12 protein-coding genes and 2 pseudogenes are annotated in these 14,835 nt (G+C 70.4%); 6 read left to right on the top strand and 8 right to left on the bottom strand.

What is annotated here, in order from left to right:
• Positions 1-92: 92 nt before the first annotated feature.
• A pseudogene (locus WBK50_RS34965) lies at positions 93-158 on the bottom strand (hypothetical protein); the annotation flags it as partial.
• A gap of 134 nt (positions 159-292) precedes the next feature.
• Entirely contained in the window at positions 293-1,249 is a 957-nt protein-coding gene (locus tag WBK50_RS06140; RefSeq protein ID WP_341334655.1) for a 3-carboxyethylcatechol 2,3-dioxygenase, read from the bottom strand.
• A 94-nt stretch (positions 1,250-1,343) separates the two neighbouring features.
• Between WBK50_RS06140 and WBK50_RS06135 the strand changes: the two genes are divergently transcribed.
• The 3 genes from WBK50_RS06135 to WBK50_RS06125 all read left to right on the top strand — a co-directional run bounded on the left by WBK50_RS06135 (position 1,344) and on the right by WBK50_RS06125 (position 5,559).
• Positions 1,344-2,282 (top strand): LysR family transcriptional regulator, encoded by a 939-nt coding sequence (locus tag WBK50_RS06135; protein WP_341334654.1) that lies wholly within the window; start codon positions 1,344-1,346, stop codon positions 2,280-2,282.
• Between the two features lie 93 nt (positions 2,283-2,375).
• Complete coding sequence (locus WBK50_RS06130; RefSeq protein ID WP_341334653.1) at positions 2,376-4,199, top strand: flavin-containing monooxygenase; 1,824 nt, start codon at positions 2,376-2,378, stop codon at positions 4,197-4,199.
• Positions 4,200-4,221: 22 nt separating this feature from the next.
• Positions 4,222-5,559, top strand: coding sequence for an MFS transporter (locus WBK50_RS06125; protein ID WP_341334652.1), 1,338 nt, complete (start codon positions 4,222-4,224; stop codon positions 5,557-5,559).
• A gap of 341 nt (positions 5,560-5,900) precedes the next feature.
• Here the strand turns inward: WBK50_RS06125 and WBK50_RS06120 are convergent, their stop codons facing one another.
• The 6 genes and pseudogenes from WBK50_RS06120 to WBK50_RS06100 all read right to left on the bottom strand — a co-directional run bounded on the left by WBK50_RS06120 (position 5,901) and on the right by WBK50_RS06100 (position 10,674).
• On the bottom strand, positions 5,901-6,149 hold the full coding sequence (locus tag WBK50_RS06120; RefSeq protein WP_341339313.1) for a transposase: 249 nt from the start codon (positions 6,147-6,149) through the stop codon (positions 5,901-5,903).
• Positions 6,150-6,234: 85 nt separating this feature from the next.
• A complete protein-coding gene (locus tag WBK50_RS06115; protein ID WP_341334651.1) occupies positions 6,235-6,699 on the bottom strand; it encodes a transposase in 465 nt (154 codons plus the stop codon).
• Between the two features lie 23 nt (positions 6,700-6,722).
• Positions 6,723-6,905 (bottom strand): annotated as a pseudogene (locus WBK50_RS34960) (transposase domain-containing protein); the annotation flags it as partial.
• 199 nt (positions 6,906-7,104) lie between these two features.
• Entirely contained in the window at positions 7,105-8,580 is a 1,476-nt protein-coding gene (locus WBK50_RS06110; protein WP_341334650.1) for an aldehyde dehydrogenase, read from the bottom strand.
• A gap of 52 nt (positions 8,581-8,632) precedes the next feature.
• Complete coding sequence (locus tag WBK50_RS06105) at positions 8,633-9,469, bottom strand: mycofactocin-coupled SDR family oxidoreductase (RefSeq protein ID WP_341334649.1); 837 nt, start codon at positions 9,467-9,469, stop codon at positions 8,633-8,635.
• Complete coding sequence (locus tag WBK50_RS06100; protein WP_341334648.1) at positions 9,466-10,674, bottom strand: LLM class flavin-dependent oxidoreductase; 1,209 nt, start codon at positions 10,672-10,674, stop codon at positions 9,466-9,468. Before WBK50_RS06100 ends, WBK50_RS06105 begins: the two co-directional genes overlap by 4 nt.
• A gap of 250 nt (positions 10,675-10,924) precedes the next feature.
• On the opposite strand from WBK50_RS06100, the gene WBK50_RS06095 reads away from it, so the two are divergent.
• From WBK50_RS06095 to WBK50_RS06085, 3 genes are read left to right on the top strand one after another with little or no spacing between them, the layout of a single operon-like run.
• A complete protein-coding gene (locus WBK50_RS06095) occupies positions 10,925-12,280 on the top strand; it encodes an MFS transporter (RefSeq protein ID WP_341334647.1) in 1,356 nt (451 codons plus the stop codon).
• Positions 12,277-13,146 (top strand): amidohydrolase family protein, encoded by an 870-nt coding sequence (locus tag WBK50_RS06090; RefSeq protein ID WP_341334646.1) that lies wholly within the window; start codon positions 12,277-12,279, stop codon positions 13,144-13,146. The genes WBK50_RS06095 and WBK50_RS06090 overlap by 4 nt, the downstream gene beginning before the upstream one ends.
• Positions 13,143-14,804, top strand: coding sequence for an FAD-dependent monooxygenase (locus WBK50_RS06085; RefSeq protein WP_341334645.1), 1,662 nt, complete (start codon positions 13,143-13,145; stop codon positions 14,802-14,804). The genes WBK50_RS06090 and WBK50_RS06085 overlap by 4 nt, the downstream gene beginning before the upstream one ends.
• Positions 14,805-14,835 lie beyond the last annotated feature (31 nt).

The following is a 14,835-nucleotide window of genomic DNA, read 5'->3' as shown; positions in this document are numbered from 1 at the left end:
GGTGCTCGACGTAGTCCGGGAAGCTCGAGCGGGCGGGTCGTCGGGGTGGTCATGCCGTGACCGGGGTAGTCGTAGGCGATCACCCGGTGGTGGGCGGCCAGCGCCGGGATGTTGCGCGCGTAGGCCTCGAGGTGCCCGCCGACGCCGTGGAGCAGCACCACGGTCTCGGGTCCGGAGCCCGCCTCCAGCACGCGGGTGTTCCACTCGCCGACCTGGACGTGGCGGATGGTCAGGTCCTGGCCCAGCAGGGCCGTCCAGATGCTCGGCTCGTCGGTGACGGGTGCGGGAAGGGTCACGGGGTCCTCCGGGTCGGTGCGAGGGTCTCTGCGGTGGTGATGCCGAACCCGGCGATCCACTCCGGGATCGGCCGGTAGAAGCTGCTGCGCACCGTGTACGGGCCGGCGGCGGCCAGGGCGGCGTAGCAGGCCAGCCAGGTGCGGACCTCGTGGGCGGAGTTGCCCGCCTCGGCGGTGATCCAGTCGTTGGTCCAGCCGTCGGTGGCGCCGAGCTCGCCCAGGGCCAGCAGGTCGAGGAACGCCTCGTCCCAGGCCGGGTTCAGCCGCGGGCCGGGCTCCCCGGCGATCACGGCCAGGCCCGCCTCGCGCACCCGGCCCTCCCGCGCGGCCCGATCCTCCGCCGACGGGTGCCTGCCGGACACGAGCCGGGCGACGACCTCGGGCGGGGCGCCCTCCAGCTGCGGCAGCGGCGGGTCGTGGGACAGGCCGCCGGAGCCGAGCAGCAGGACCCGCCGGTCGAGGGCGAGCAGGGCGCGGCCGAGCGCCGCACCCAGCTGCCGGGTCCGCTGCACCGGACCGAACGGCACGGCCACGGAGTTGACGAACACGGGCACCGTCGGGATGGCGTCGATCGCGCCGAACAGCAGCTCCAGGGGTTGCGCGAAGCCGTGGTCGACGACCATGCGCTCGCTCATCGCGAGGTCGATCCCTGCTCCGAGCACCTCGCGGACGACGTGGCAGGCTGCGTCGCGGTCCACGGCCAGCGGGCCCGCGGCCGTCTCGTAGTCGCCGACGGCGTCCGCCACGGTGCCCACGCAGAAGGGGGGCATGAGGTCGTAGAACATGCCGTTGTAGTGGTCGGGGGCCACGACGACCACGAGGTCGGGGCGGAACTCCCGGGCGAAGGCGCGAGCGTCAGCGAAGGCGGCGTCGACCGCGGCCCGGGCGTCTCCCCGGGGCTCGACGGTGTGCATCAGCGGCGTGTGCGACGCGGTGATCGCGGCGAGCGGCATCGTGACCTCCTCGGCAGTGGGACGACCCGACGCTATGTCCCCGATTCAGATAGGTCTATGTGAAATTCCGGCGGCACGACTTAGCATTCTGACTATGAGTTCATTGGCGCCGGACAACCGGATCTCTCTGCACAAGCTCGAGGTGTTCGCCCGGGTGGTCGAGCGCGGCGGCGTCCGGCTCGCGGCCGAGGAGCTCTTCGTGTCCCAACCGGTCGTGAGCGCCCACCTGCGCTCCCTGGAGGAACGACTGGGCGTCAAGCTCTTCCGGCGGGAGGGCCGTGGCATGGAGCTGACGGAGGCCGGCACCGAGGTGCACGTGTGGGCGACCGAGGTGCTGCGGGGGCGCACCGAGCTCGACCGCAGCCTCCGCGACATCTCCCGCGGCGCCGCCGGTCGCGCGTCGATCGGGTCGAGCATGTCGGTCGGCAACTACGTCCTGCCGCCGCTCCTCGTCGACTTCCGCCGCGGGCACCCGCATGCCTCGATCTCCCTTAGCCCGTCGAGCGTCGAGATCGCGCTCGAGGGCACCCTCTCCGGACGGTACGACTTCTCGGTGCTCGCCACGGACGCCGTCCTCGACACCGACTCCTTCGAGGCGGAACTAATCGCCCGACCTTCCTTCTGCCTCGTCACGGCGCCCGACGACACGAGGGTTGGGGATGCGGTGTCCGTCGCGGAGCTGACGGGCCTGTCCTTCGTCTGCCCGCCCGCGGGCATGGCCATCCGCCGCAGCCAGGACTCGGCACTGGCGGCGATCGGAGTCGTCGACCGGAGCGTGGCGATCGAGCTCGGCAGCGCCGAGTCCATGAAGGTGGCGGTCCAGGGCGGGCTCGGCGTGGCCCTGCTCTGGCGGGCCTCGGTGCAGCGCGAGCTGGACACGGGGCTCCTGCGTGAGGTGCGGATCAGCGGCCAGGACCTGCGGGACAAGCTCTACCTTGTCCAACGCCGAGGAAGGCGGCTGACCGAGTTCCAGAACACCCTGACCGGCGTAATCCGCGCGGGCGTCCACACCTGCCTCGCTCCTCATTCATAGCCATAGGCCTCACGTACCCAGCGGAATTCGTCATAGTGCCTATAAGGTCCACGCCTTAGCTTTCCTCCACATCACCTCATGGAGGAGGGCAGCATGACTCAGACCGCCCGGTCCGAGGCCGTCGGCACGATCGTCCCCGAGGAGCCGGCGAACCGCGCCAGGGCGTGGTTGGCCGAGTTCGAGGACGCCCTCGGCCGACAGGAGATCGAACGTGCGGTCGGCCTCTTCGCCACTCGGAGCTACTGGCGCGACCTGCTGTCGTTCACGTGGGACCTGCAGACCGTCGAACACCGCGCAGGGGTTCGGGACCTGCTGACAGCCACCCTCGCCGCCACCGATCCGTCCGGTTTCCGGCTCCTCGACATCGTCGAGGAGCCCGACGGACTCGTCGCCGCGGTGTTCGCCTTCGAGACCGCCGTGGGAGTCGGTGAAGGGGTCGTTCGGCTCGTCCGCGAAAACGGTGACGACCGGGCCTTCACCCTGCTCACCGCGATGGCCGAGCTGAAGGGGCACGAGGAACCCCAACGGACGCGCCGCCCGATGGGCACGCGGCACGGCGCCCACAAGGATCGCCGGACCTGGCTCGAGACCAGGCAGGACGAGGCGGAGGCGCTCGGCGTCCTGACCCAACCCTACGTGCTCGTGATCGGCGGCGGCCAGAGCGGCATCGTCCTCGGTGCCCGACTGCGTCAGCTCGGCGTCCCCGCACTCGTGATCGACCGACACCCCCGGGCAGGCGACCAGTGGCGCAACCGCTACAAGTCACTGTGCCTGCACGACCCGGTCTGGGCGAACCACCTGCCGTACATGAAGTTCCCCGACACCTGGCCGATCTTCACCCCCAAGGACAGGATGGGCGACTGGCTGGAGTCGTACGTCACGCACCTGGAGGTGCCCTACTGGTCCGGCACCAAAGCCGTCCGTGCCCGCTGGTCCGACGACGCCGCGGAGTGGGTCGTCGACCTCGTGCGCGACGGCGCCCCGCTCACCGTCCGACCCACGCACCTCGTGTTCGCCACCGGCATGTCCGGCAAACCGCGGATGCCCGAGGTGGTCGGCACGGACGTGTTCCGCGGCGAGGTGCAGCACTCCTCGGCACATCCTGGTCCCGAAGGCTACCGCGGGCGCCGAGTCGTCGTCGTGGGCAGCAACAACTCGGCGTTCGACATCTGCGGCGCGCTGTGGGAGAAGGACGCCCACGTGACGATGGTGCAGCGTTCGTCGACGCTCGTCGTGAAGAGCCAGACCCTCCGGGAACGCGTCACCAGCCGCCTCTACTCCGAGCACGCCGAGGCAGCCGGGATCACGACCGAGCGAGCAGACCTGCTCGGGGCCTCGGTGCCCTACCGGGTCCTGCCCTCCGTCCACACCCCCCTCTTCGAGCGGATCGCCGAGGTCGACCGGGACTTCTACGACCGGCTGCGGCAGGCCGGCTTCTGGCTCGACTGGGGTGACGACGGATCGGGCATGCTGCTGAAGTACCTCCGCCGCGGCTCGGGCTACTACATCGACGTCGGCTCCGCGGACCTGGTCGCCGACGGCCGGGTCGCGCTCGCCCACGGCCAGGTGAGCCATCTGACCGAGGACGCGGTCGTCCTCGACGACGGTACGGAACTGCCTGCGGACCTGGTCGTCTTCGCGACCGGTTACGAGTCGATGACCGACTGGGTGTCCGAGCTCGTCGACCAGGAGACCGCGACCCGCCTCGGACCCTGCTGGGGCCTGGGCTCCGGCACGACGAACGACCCGGGTCCCTGGGAGGGAGAGCTGCGCAACATGTGGAAGCCCACGCAGGTGACCAACCTCTGGATGCACGGCGGCAACCTGCAACAGGTCCGGTTCTACTCCCGCGCTCTCGCGCTCCAGCTCAAGGCTCGTTACGAAGGCCTCGACATCCCCGTCCACCACCCCTCCTGACCACCCTCTCGAAAGGACGACGATGTCCGAACACACCACCGACACCCCCGCCGTGGGCCCGTGGCGGGTCGCGATCGCCGGCCTCATCGGCACCACGATCGAGTGGTACGACTTCTTCATCTACGGCCTGGCCGTCGCATCGGTCTTCGCCCCCCAGTTCTTCCCGAGCGCCTCACCCGTGGCGAGCACGCTCGCGGCACTGTCGACGTTCGCGATCGGCTTCGTCGCCCGTCCGCTCGGCGGGGCCCTCATCGGCCACTACGGCGACCGGATCGGTCGCAAACGCATGCTGGTCCTGTCGTTGATGGTCATGGGGACCGCCACCGCAGCAATCGGTGTACTTCCCACCTACGCCGCGATCGGTGTCGCCGCACCGATCACGTTGTTGGTGCTGCGGTTCGCCCAGGGGTTCGCAGTGGGCGGCGAGTGGGGCGGCGCCACGCTCCTGGCTCTAGAGAACGCGCGGTCCCCCCGTCAGCGCACCCTGCTCAGCGCGCTCCCGCAGGTCGGCCTGCCCACAGGAGTCCTGCTCGGCAGCCTGGTCTTCCTGGCCGTGCGCACCGGCCTCGGCGATGCCGCGTTCGTCGAGTGGGGGTGGCGGATCCCCTTCCTGGCCAGCGCGATCCTCGTCGCGTTCGGCCTGCTCCTGCGGCTGCGGCTCGGCGAGAGCCCCGAGTTCGAGCGAGCCCGCACGCGGCAGGGGGTGCGGCGGGCGCCGATCGGCGAGGTCCTGCGTGCGCCGCGCGTCTGGATCCCGGCCGCCGGCATCCCGATCGCGACCACGGCGCTGGGCAACATCCTGCTGGTCTTCCTCGCCGGTCACGCTGCCGCTCGTGGGCTGTTCAGTCCCACGATCATCCTGCTCGTGACCCTCGTCGGAGCCGTGGTGTGGGGCGCGGCGGTCCCGATCGCGGCGCTGACAGCGGCCCGCTTCGGTCGACGGCCCGTCCTCGCCGCATCCATGGCCGGGGTCGCCGTCTGGGCCTTTCCCTACTTCTGGCTGGTGGAGACCGGCGGCACGGCGGAGCTCCTCGCGGCCACGACGGTCGCCGCTGCCCTGATCGGCGTCTCGAGCGGTCCGTTCGGGGCCTACATCACCGAGGCGTTCCCCACCACGCTCCGGTACAGCGGCTCGTCGGTGGCCTACGGCGCGGGCAGTGTGCTCGGTGGCGCACTCGCACCGCTGGTGGCAACCATGTTGTACGCAGCCAGCGGCAGCACGGCCGCCATCGCGGGCTACCTGGTCCTGAATGGGGTGATCAGCGTGATCGCCACTGTCTCCCTGCGCAGTCCCGTGTCCCCGTCGGCCGATGCGAGGTCGGTACACCCAGAGCCCGACTCGCCTCCCGCGCTGGCCTGACCAGGACATGACGATGCCCCGGGCCGACGGCAGTGCGCCGTCGGCCCGGGGCTCTGGTTGTCCAGGGCCAGCCCCAAGGCCGTTCAGTTAAGGGCCGGCAGCTGTGGATCAAGGGCTGTCCGGCGGGATGGTGTTGATCCCGATGGTGTAGTTGCGGCTGGGTCCTCTGACGCGCCTGTGGCGGTGTTGACCGTGTAGTTGGAGATCGCTCGTTTCACGGCGCGGGGCCCGGTTCTGTGGCGGCGGGCCGGGAGGAGAGCGGCGAGGACCCGGCGACCGATCGTTCCGGCCAGGTCGAGCCGGGTGGCGGGTTCGTGGGTGAGGGCGTCTGCGGTGGTGAGCTAGGCCCGGGCTGTGTTGAGCGCGATCGTGAAGCTGGCCCGGTCGGGGTCGAGGTGCGGGTGGGCGAGGACCGCGTCGGCGATCGCGATCCGCAGGGCCTGGTAGGTCACCAGCAACGCGTAGACCTCCTGGGCGATGCCGCCGGGGGTGCGGGCTCGCAGCACCCGCCCGCCCAGGATGGTCGCTTTCAGCTCGAAGAACGTGGTCTCGATCTCCCAGCGCCGACGGTAGAGCCGGGCCAGTTCCAGGGCCGGACGACCCGGACCACCCGCACCGGCGGCGCTGAGGAGCCGGCCCCGATGCGGGACAGGAACGAGCCGTCGGTCAGCGCTGTCAGCACGGGCAGACGGGTGTTGTTTCGGACCGGAACAGCAGGTCCGCCCCGGTCGCGGCGACCGCGGTGATCATGGGGGCGTAGCCGAAGTAGCGGTCGGCCAACACGATCATCCCCGGTCGCATCGCGGTGAGCAGGTCCATGGTCAACGAGGTCTCGCTGCGTCGGTCGGTGGCGAGCACCGCGTCGAGCAGCGTGCGTGTCCCGCAGCAGACCAGCGCGGCCAGCCGCAGCATCGGATAGGCGGTGACGCCGCGATAGGTCCCGCCCGGCCGGTAGACCGCGAGGTTCGCCGGGCTGTTGGGCACGCACATCTGCGTACCGTCGAGCGCGCAGACCAGCCGCCCGCGCCACCACACCCCGGGCGTTCCCGGGGCGGCGGCGCGGAGCACGTCGAACAACGCGCGCAGCGGCGCTGACCCGATCCGGCGGCGGGCCTGGCACAGCGCCGATGCGCTCGGCATTGGCGAGTCGCCGAACCCGCGGCGAGCCCAGAGATCATGCGCGCCCACACCTGGCGGTAGCCGAGATCAGCGAACAACCCGGCCTCAAGCAGCAGATATACGACCACTCGCGAGGGCAGGTCCCGCACCCGTGTCTCGACGGTACGGGTCTCGGCCAGGACGGCGTCGACCATCTCGAACGGCACGATCCGGGTCAGCTCACCCAGATGCCCCGGGGCGAACCGGCCACCGGCGACGGTCAGAACACGACTGGTGACAGAGTCCGGGCTCAGCGGAGCTCCTCGGGAGCAAGGTGTCTTAGCGGACGCCCTCCTGTCGGGGCTCCGCTACCTCCCCCTCACGACACGCCGACAACTCCGGCCTCGTTGACCAACACGCCAACGCCTCAACTGAACGGTTCTGGGGCTAGCCCGGTTGGTCGCCACCGACGTAGAGCGACTTGTACTCGAGGTAGGAGGCCAGACCTTCGGGCCCCAGCTCACGCCCGATCCCCGAGTCCTTCATGCCCCCGAACGGCGCGCCGAAGTCCAGGTCGTATCGGTTGATCCCGATCGTGCCGGTGCGTACCCGCCGGGCGATGCCGAGGGCACGCTCCTCGTCCGCTGACCAGACCGAACCTCCAAGCCCGTAGTTCGAGTCGTTGGCGACCCGCACTGCGTCCTCGTCGTCGTCGACCGGGATCACGGCCATGACCGGACCGAACACCTCCTCTCGGGCGAGCCGGTCACCGTTGTCGACGTCCGCGAACACCGTCGGCTCCACGAACCAGCCGCGATCCAGGCCGACCGGGCGGCCGCCTCCGGTGACCAGCCGCGCGCCGGACCCGCGGGCGATGTCGATGAAGCCCAGGACGCGGGCGAGGTGCTCCTCGCTCACCATCGGCCCGCACGTGGTGGCCGGATCCAACGGATCACCCACGACCATCTGGCGGCAGTACTGCGCGACTGCGTCGACGACCTCGTCGTATCGCGCACGCGCGACCAGGATCCGGGACTGCGTGGTACATGTCTGGCTGTTGTTCTTGAAACTGGCGTTGCCCAACCCGGCGACGAGGTCGTCCACGTCGCCGTCCTCGCAGAAGATCGCGGCGGACTTGCCGCCGAGTTCCAGTGTGCAGCGCCGGATCAGCCGCCCGCACTCTGCGCCGATGACGCGTCCGGCCGTGGTCGACCCGGTGAAGCTGATCTTGTCCACGAGGGGGTGGGTCACCAGCGACCACCCAGCCTCGCGACCGGCGGGGACGATGTTGAGCACACCCGGCGGGATCCCGGCCTCCGCCGCCGCGTCCCCGAGCACGAAGGAATCCAGCGCCGTCTCGGGCGACGGCTTCAGCACGACGGTGCAGCCGGCCGCCAAGGACGGCGCGATCTTGAACATCGCCAGGGCCTGGGGGTAGTTCCATGGCGTGATCGCCCCGACCACGCCGACCGGCTCCCGGCGGACGATCGTGGATCCGTGGGCGCTGGGCCGGATCTCCTCGAGCGGAAGAGCCTCGATCAGATCCGCGTACATGCGCAGCAATGCGACCGGGGCGGTGCCGTTGAAACCTGTGGACTGTGCAATCGGCATCCCGTTCTCACGGCTGACCAGCGTGGCCGTGGCCGCGGCGCGGTCGGCCAGGGCCTGTGCGAACCGACGCATCACCTGCGCACGCTCGGCAGTGGTCGTTTCCCCCCACGGCCCCTCGTCGATAGCTCGACGAGCGGCGCGGACCGCGGCGTCGAGGTCCGGTTCCGACCCGAGGGCAGCCGTACCGAGTAGCTCGCCGGTGGCGGCCTCCCTCACACCTCGGTACTCGGCACCGCTCGGCTCCACCCATGCGCCGTCGACGTAGAGATTCCGCCGGTCCAACTCGGTCTTCGCGCTTGGACTGGCGATCACTGCTGCTCCTGACGTTCCGGTGAGCGACGACTGCCAAGTGGCGGGCAGCGGCTCATTTGACGGTGTAGCCGGCGTCGACCGGCAGGGTCACTCCGGTGATGTACCGGGCCTCGTCGGAGGCGAGGAACAGGACGGCGTTGGACACGTCGACCGGCTCGACCCACGGCACGGGAAGGGCGTTCTTGTTCTGCATGATCGGCGCGATCGACTCGCGCGTCGGACTCGGGTTCGCGGGATCGAACACCCTGCGCAACCCGTCGTTCTGGATCATGAGCGTGTCGACCGTCGTCGGGTGGACGGTGTTGCAGCGAATCGAGTGAGGCGCGAACTCGTTCGCGAGCGCCCGCATCATCCCGACGAGACCGTGCTTGGCCGTCACGTAGTGCGCGGCGTTCATCAGGCCCTTGAGGCCGCCGGTGGAGCTCGTGATCACGATCGAGCCCCCACGGCCGCCGGCGAGCAGGTGCGGGAGAGCAGCCTGGCAGGTGTTCCACACCCCGGTGAGGTTGACGTCGATCAGCTCGTGCCACGCGGTGACGGAAAGCTCCAGCGCAGGCTGGAGCCCCAGCACGCCTGCATTGGCGCACACGATGTCCAACCGGCCCACCTCGGCCACCCCTGCGTCTACCGCCGCGCGCAGGCCTTCCGCATCGCGCACATCGGCCTTGGCGGTGACCACCCGCCGGTCGAGTTCCTCGACGAGCCGCGCCGTCTCGGCCAGGTCCTCCTCCGTCGCGGGTGGGTACAGGTCGATGCTGTCCACGGGACCACAGAGGTCGATGGCGACGATGTCGGCACCTTCCTGAGCCAGCCGAACGGAATGGCTACGTCCCTGCCCGCGGGCGGCCCCGGTGACCAGGGCGACCTTTCCCTCGAGGCGCCCGGTCACCGGTACACGCCCTCGTCGTCCCGCGCCGCCGGGTGCCCGATGTCGTCGAGATCCCGCTGGTATCGCTTGGTCATGTGCTCGACCGCGTCGAGCTGGCTCTGAGCGAGACTCGCCCGCCGCTCGCGCGCCCGGTCGCCGGCAGCGAGCGTGCTCTCGGCCTGCCCCTGGAACTCGGGGAACACGTACTGGGCGATCAGCTCGTAGGACCGTCTGGAGGCCTGTGGGCTCGCCCACTCATGACCCGAGAACAGGAAGGTGCCGAACCCGCCGCTCTGGTCGACCAGCCGACGCACCTGAGCCTTGGCGTCCTCGACGGTGCCGATCGCACCGATCCCGGCCTCGTTGATGAAGTCGATCATCCCGCGGACGTCGGCGTGCTCGCCGACGGCCATCTGCGGGAAGGCGGCGACCCTGCTGAAGTACGTGAACCAGTGCTCGATGCCGTACTCGACATCTCGATAGGCCTGCTCGCGGGTCTCCGCGACGTGGACCAGCCCGGTCAACCGCCACTTCGACCGGTCCGGCGCCGGCAGCCCGTGGTGCGCCGCCCGTTCCTCGACGACGTCCCAGTGGCGGGCGAGGGCGTCGAACCCGGCTCGGGTGAGAGTCGCACCGACCGACAGCATCCCCGTGCCGTGCCGTCCGGCCAGGCGCGGACCCGTGGGCGAGGCGACTGCCGCCACGGCGACCTCGAAGCACGGATCACTGTAGGGGCGGAGCTGCAGCCGGGCATCGACCAGGGAGTGGGTGCGCGTCTGCGCCGTGACCGACTCCCCGCGCAGGAGTCGCAGGATGATGTCCAGGTGCTCCTCGAGGAGCTCGCGGGTGTCCGTAGGGGTCAGGCCGATCATCGACGAGTCGGTCGGCAGCGAGCCCGGACCGCAGCCGAGCATCACCCGACCGCGGGTGAGGTGGTCCAACATCACCATGCGGTCCGCCACCCACAGTGGATTGTGGTAAGCGATCGAGGTCACGCCGGTGCCGAGCTTGATGTGCCGCGTGCGCTCCGCCGCCGCCGCGATGAAGATCTCCGGCGAGCCGATCAGTTCGGAGCCGGCGGAATGGTGCTCGCCGATCCAGGCCTCGTCGTAGCCCAGCGCGTCGAGGTGCTCGATGAGCTCCAGGTCGCGCTGCAGGGCAAGGGTCGGGTTCTGGCCGGGTGCGTGGATCGGCGCGAGGAAGATGCCGAACCGGAGTCTGCTCACAAGGACTCTCCTCGGGTGAAGCCGTTCTGCCCAGGGATGAGGCAGCACAGGACGGGGCAACGTTAGAGTCGGCCGACAGAGGGGTCCATGAGGAAGATCGGCGCTGAGACTTAGCTTTCGAGCTATGTCAGCGTCCGCTGATCGTCCTCTCGAGCGATGATGTCCCGCTCGGACGCATAGCCGTACGGCTCAGTGAGAGCGTCGGAATTCGTCATAGTGCTATTCTCTCGGCCCGCTTAGCTTGCTTGGCATGACTGACCTCCCGCCCCATTCGCCGGCCGCTGCCGTCCGGCCGGGCGTCGCTGCGGCGACGTCGCCACATGGTCTGCGCCGGCTCGTGACCGTCGCCGTCCTGGCCCAGGCCGTGGAGTACTTCGACTTCTTCGTCTACGCGACCGCCGCCGCCATCTACCTCGGCCCCCTGTTCTTCTCCGGGCTCGGGGACACCGCGGCGACGCTGGCCTCGTTCCTCACCCTCGCCGTCGGGTTCGTCGCCCGCCCCCTCGGCGGCGCCGTCGCCGGGCACTACGGCGACCGCTATGGGCGCAAGCCGGTACTGGTGGCCTCGACCGCGATCATGGGCGTCGCGACGTTCCTGATCGGCCTGCTGCCCACCGCGTCGACCCTCGGTTGGGTCGCGGCCGCGCTGCTGGTGGTGCTACGTCTACTGCAGGGCTTCGCGCTCGGCGGGCAATGGGGCGGCGCCTCGCTGCTGCTCACCGAGAGCGCCCCGAGCGGGCGGCGCGGCTACTTCGGCAGCTTCGTCCAGGTCGGCGCCCAGCTCGGCCTGATGAGCGGGATCAGCGCGTTCCTGGTGCTCTCGTTCGTCTTCTCCGACGAGCAGATGATCGCCTGGGGCTGGCGGATCCCGTTCCTCTCCGGCCTGCTGATGATCGGTATCGGGCTCTACATCCACCGTGCGGTCGAGGACACCCCGAAGTTCAAGGAGCTGCGGGCCACCCGGCCGGAGCCCGACGAGCCCGAGCAGCCCCCGCTCGCGAAGGTGCTCCGCGAGCACTGGCGCACGATCCTGCTGGCCGGGGGCGCCTTCGTCCTGCCCAACGCGGTCGCCTTCATCATCGTCTCCGGCGTCCTCGACTACGGCGTCCGGTCCCTGCACCTGTCCCGCGGCCCGCTGCTGGGCGTGATCCTGGCCGCCTGCGTCGCGCCACTGTTCTTCCTGCCCTACTTCGCACACCTGTCCGACCGGGCGGGCCGTCCGAAGCTGTTCATCATCGGGGCGGTCGGAGTGGCGCTGTGGGCCTGGCCGATGTTCGCGCTGATCGACACGGCGAACCTGTGGCTGGTGTTCGTGGCCCTCCTCGTGTGCTTCACGGTGCATTCGCTGATGTTCGGGCCGCAGGTCGCGCTGTACTCCGAGCTGTTCAGCACCGACGTCCGGTTCTCGGGGGCGTCGCTGGGCTACCAGGTCGGCTCGATCTTCGGCGGCGGGCTCGCCCCGCTGATCACCGCCGCCCTGCTCGACGCCACGAAGGCAAGCTGGTCGGTCGCGGCCTACATGACCTTGCTCGGCGTGATCAGCCTGCTCTCCATCGTGGCGCTGCGCCGCCGCGCGAACGCCGCGGGCCGCCGGGAGCTGTCGTGAGCGGGCGGACCGTCCGCCATGTCGTCGACACCCACCACCACGTCGGCAGCCTGGCGATCGGCGCCGCTGAGGAGCGGACCTCCGCCGCCGAGTCCCGCGACCCGGTCGAGGTCCAGCACGCCATGCTCGACCGCTTCGGGATGAGCGCGTGCGCGGTCATGCCGGGCCTGCAGTACGAGCGCCCGTACGGGATCGTGAACACCCGCGAGCTCAACGTCGCCATCGCCGCCTACCGCGACTCCTCACCCCGCTTCCTCGCCGCGCTGGGCACCGTAGAGCCGCTACACGGCCTCGCCCTGTGCCGCGAGGAACTGGATCGGATGGTGGGCGACCTGGCCCTCGACGGCGTGGTCTGGCACACCCGCTACCAGGGCGTGGCGGTGTCCGACGGGCGGATGCACGCCCTGGTCGACGAGGCGACGAGCCGCGGTCTGCCCTGCTACGTCCACATGTTCGCCGAGTCCAACCTCGAGGCGCCGTGGATGTTTGCCGACCTCGCCCGCGACCATCCCGACGCGACGACCGTCGCGCTCGACGGGTTCTCGGCGTCGACACAGGTGCAGTACGTGTTCGACCTCGTAGACCGGTTCGACAACATCCTGTTCGACACCGCGATCTGCTTCCCGCTCCTGCGCCCGCTCGACGCCTTCGTCGCCCGGTTCGGGTCCGAGCGGCTGCTGTTCGGCACCGACTCCTACGCCGATCCCGTCAGCTACAACGTGCCCGCCGTCATGGCGGAGCTGCTCGCCTCCGACATGGCCGACGAGCACCTGGAGAACATCTTCTGGCGCACCTTCTGCCGCCTCTTCCCCACCGCGGGGAAGGCGCTCGAGGCGCTCGACACCCCCGAGGAGACCCCCTCATGACCATCCCCTCCGGACACCGCTCCGTGATCGTCGTCGGCGCGGGACCGGTCGGCCTGACGCTCGCCGCCGAGCTCGGCACCCGCGGGATCGACACCCTCGTGCTCGAACAGAACCCGACGACCACCGACAACCCGCGCTGCAACACCACCAACGCCCGGTCGATGGAGTACTTCCGCAGGCTCGGCGTGGCCGACCCGATCCGGCGGGCGGGGCTCCCACTCGACCACGCCACCGACATCGTCTACTGCACAACGCTGACCGGCTGGGAGCTCACCCGCTTCCCGTTCTCCTCCGCGCAGCAGATCTTCGACCGCACCGCTCCCGAGCTCGCCGAGTGGCCGACCCCCGAACCCCAGCACCGGATCTCGCAGATCTACCTCGAGCCCATCCTTGAGGAGCACGTCCGCGGCTACCCCTCCGTCGAGATCATCCGCGGGAGCCGGGTGACCGCGGTGGTCGACCACGGCGGGAAGGTAGAGGTCCGCGCGGAGGCGAGCGGCGTCGAGACCGTGGTGACCGCGGACTACGTCGTCGGCTGCGACGGTGGGGCCAGCACCACCCGGCGGGCGATCGGCGCCCGGCTGCACGGTGACTCGCAGGCCGCGGAAAACCGGCTCTCGGTGTACTTCCGCTCGGCCGAGCTGGCCCGCGAGTTCGCGGCGGCGGAGCGCCCCGGCTGGATGTACTGGTGGTACGGCCCGCGTCTGAAGGGCTCGTTCGTCCAGCTCGACGGCAAGGGTCTCTATCTCTGCCACGCCCGCGTCCCGGACGGCACCGCACCCGAGGACCTCGACGAGGACGAGGTGCTGCGCGCCGCGCTGGGCAGGGACATGGAGGTGGAGAAGATCCAGATCGTGCGCTGGACCCCGCGTCGGCTGGTCGCCGACAAGTTCGTCGACGGCCGGATCGTGCTCGCCGGCGACGCAGCACACCTCTGGCTGCCGCTGGGTGGCTTCGGCATGAACACCGGCATCGCCGACGCCGTCGGGCTCGGCTGGCGACTCGCCGCTCTGCTGGCAGGCTGGGGTGGCCCGGACCTGCTCGACGCCTACGAGGTGGAGCGGATGTCGGTGGGCGAGGCAACCTCACGGGCCGCACTGAAGATCGACCGCGACATGGCCACGATCGCGCGCGACCCCGCCCTGCACGTCGACGACGCCGAGGGCGCCCGGCTTCGCACCGAGGTCGGAGCCCGGATCGCCGAGGTCGACCGGCAGCAGTGGCACAGCCAGGGTGTGCAGTTCGGCGCTCGCTACGCCGAGTCCCCCGGCATCGTCGCGGACCGGGTGCACGCACCGGGCGCGATCGACCGCATCGACCACTACCGGCCGAGCGTCGCGCCCGGCTCCCGGTTCCCGCACGCCTGGCTGCCCGACGGGGGCTCGGTGTTCGACCGCCTGGGTCGCGACTTCACCCTGGTCCGCACCCGCGGCGACGCGACCCCGTTCCGCGCCGCGGCAGAGCGCCTCGGCATCCCGCTGACCGTGCTCGAAATCGACGAGCCCGTCGTCACCGAGGAGCCGCTCGGCCTGGTCCTCGTCCGGCCCGACCTCTACGTCGGGTGGAGCGGCGACGTCGCCCCCGGAGATGTCGACCGGCTGTTCCGCACCCTGGTCGGCGCCGAGAGCCGGTCCCCGCTCTCGAGCGCCGCGTCCTGATCACGACACCACCACGGCTTCAGCGAGGAAC

This window comes from Pseudonocardia sp. T1-2H (genome assembly GCF_038039215.1).
Lineage (GTDB): Bacteria > Actinomycetota > Actinomycetes > Mycobacteriales > Pseudonocardiaceae > Pseudonocardia.
This window is presented reverse-complemented; position numbering and strand designations above follow the sequence as displayed.

What these genes read in the sequence shown, in the direction of transcription:
- WBK50_RS06140 (WP_341334655.1), bottom strand. Translation starts at nt 1,249, where the DNA reads ATGCCGCTCGCCGCGATCACCGCGTCGCACACGCCGCTGATGCACACC.
- WBK50_RS06135 (WP_341334654.1), top strand. Translation starts at nt 1,344, where the DNA reads ATGAGTTCATTGGCGCCGGACAACCGGATCTCTCTGCACAAGCTCGAG.
- WBK50_RS06130 (WP_341334653.1), top strand. Translation starts at nt 2,376, where the DNA reads ATGACTCAGACCGCCCGGTCCGAGGCCGTCGGCACGATCGTCCCCGAG.
- WBK50_RS06125 (WP_341334652.1), top strand. Translation starts at nt 4,222, where the DNA reads ATGTCCGAACACACCACCGACACCCCCGCCGTGGGCCCGTGGCGGGTC.
- WBK50_RS06115 (WP_341334651.1), bottom strand. Translation starts at nt 6,699, where the DNA reads ATGCCGAGCGCATCGGCGCTGTGCCAGGCCCGCCGCCGGATCGGGTCA.
- WBK50_RS06095 (WP_341334647.1), top strand. Translation starts at nt 10,925, where the DNA reads ATGACTGACCTCCCGCCCCATTCGCCGGCCGCTGCCGTCCGGCCGGGC.
- WBK50_RS06085 (WP_341334645.1), top strand. Translation starts at nt 13,143, where the DNA reads ATGACCATCCCCTCCGGACACCGCTCCGTGATCGTCGTCGGCGCGGGA.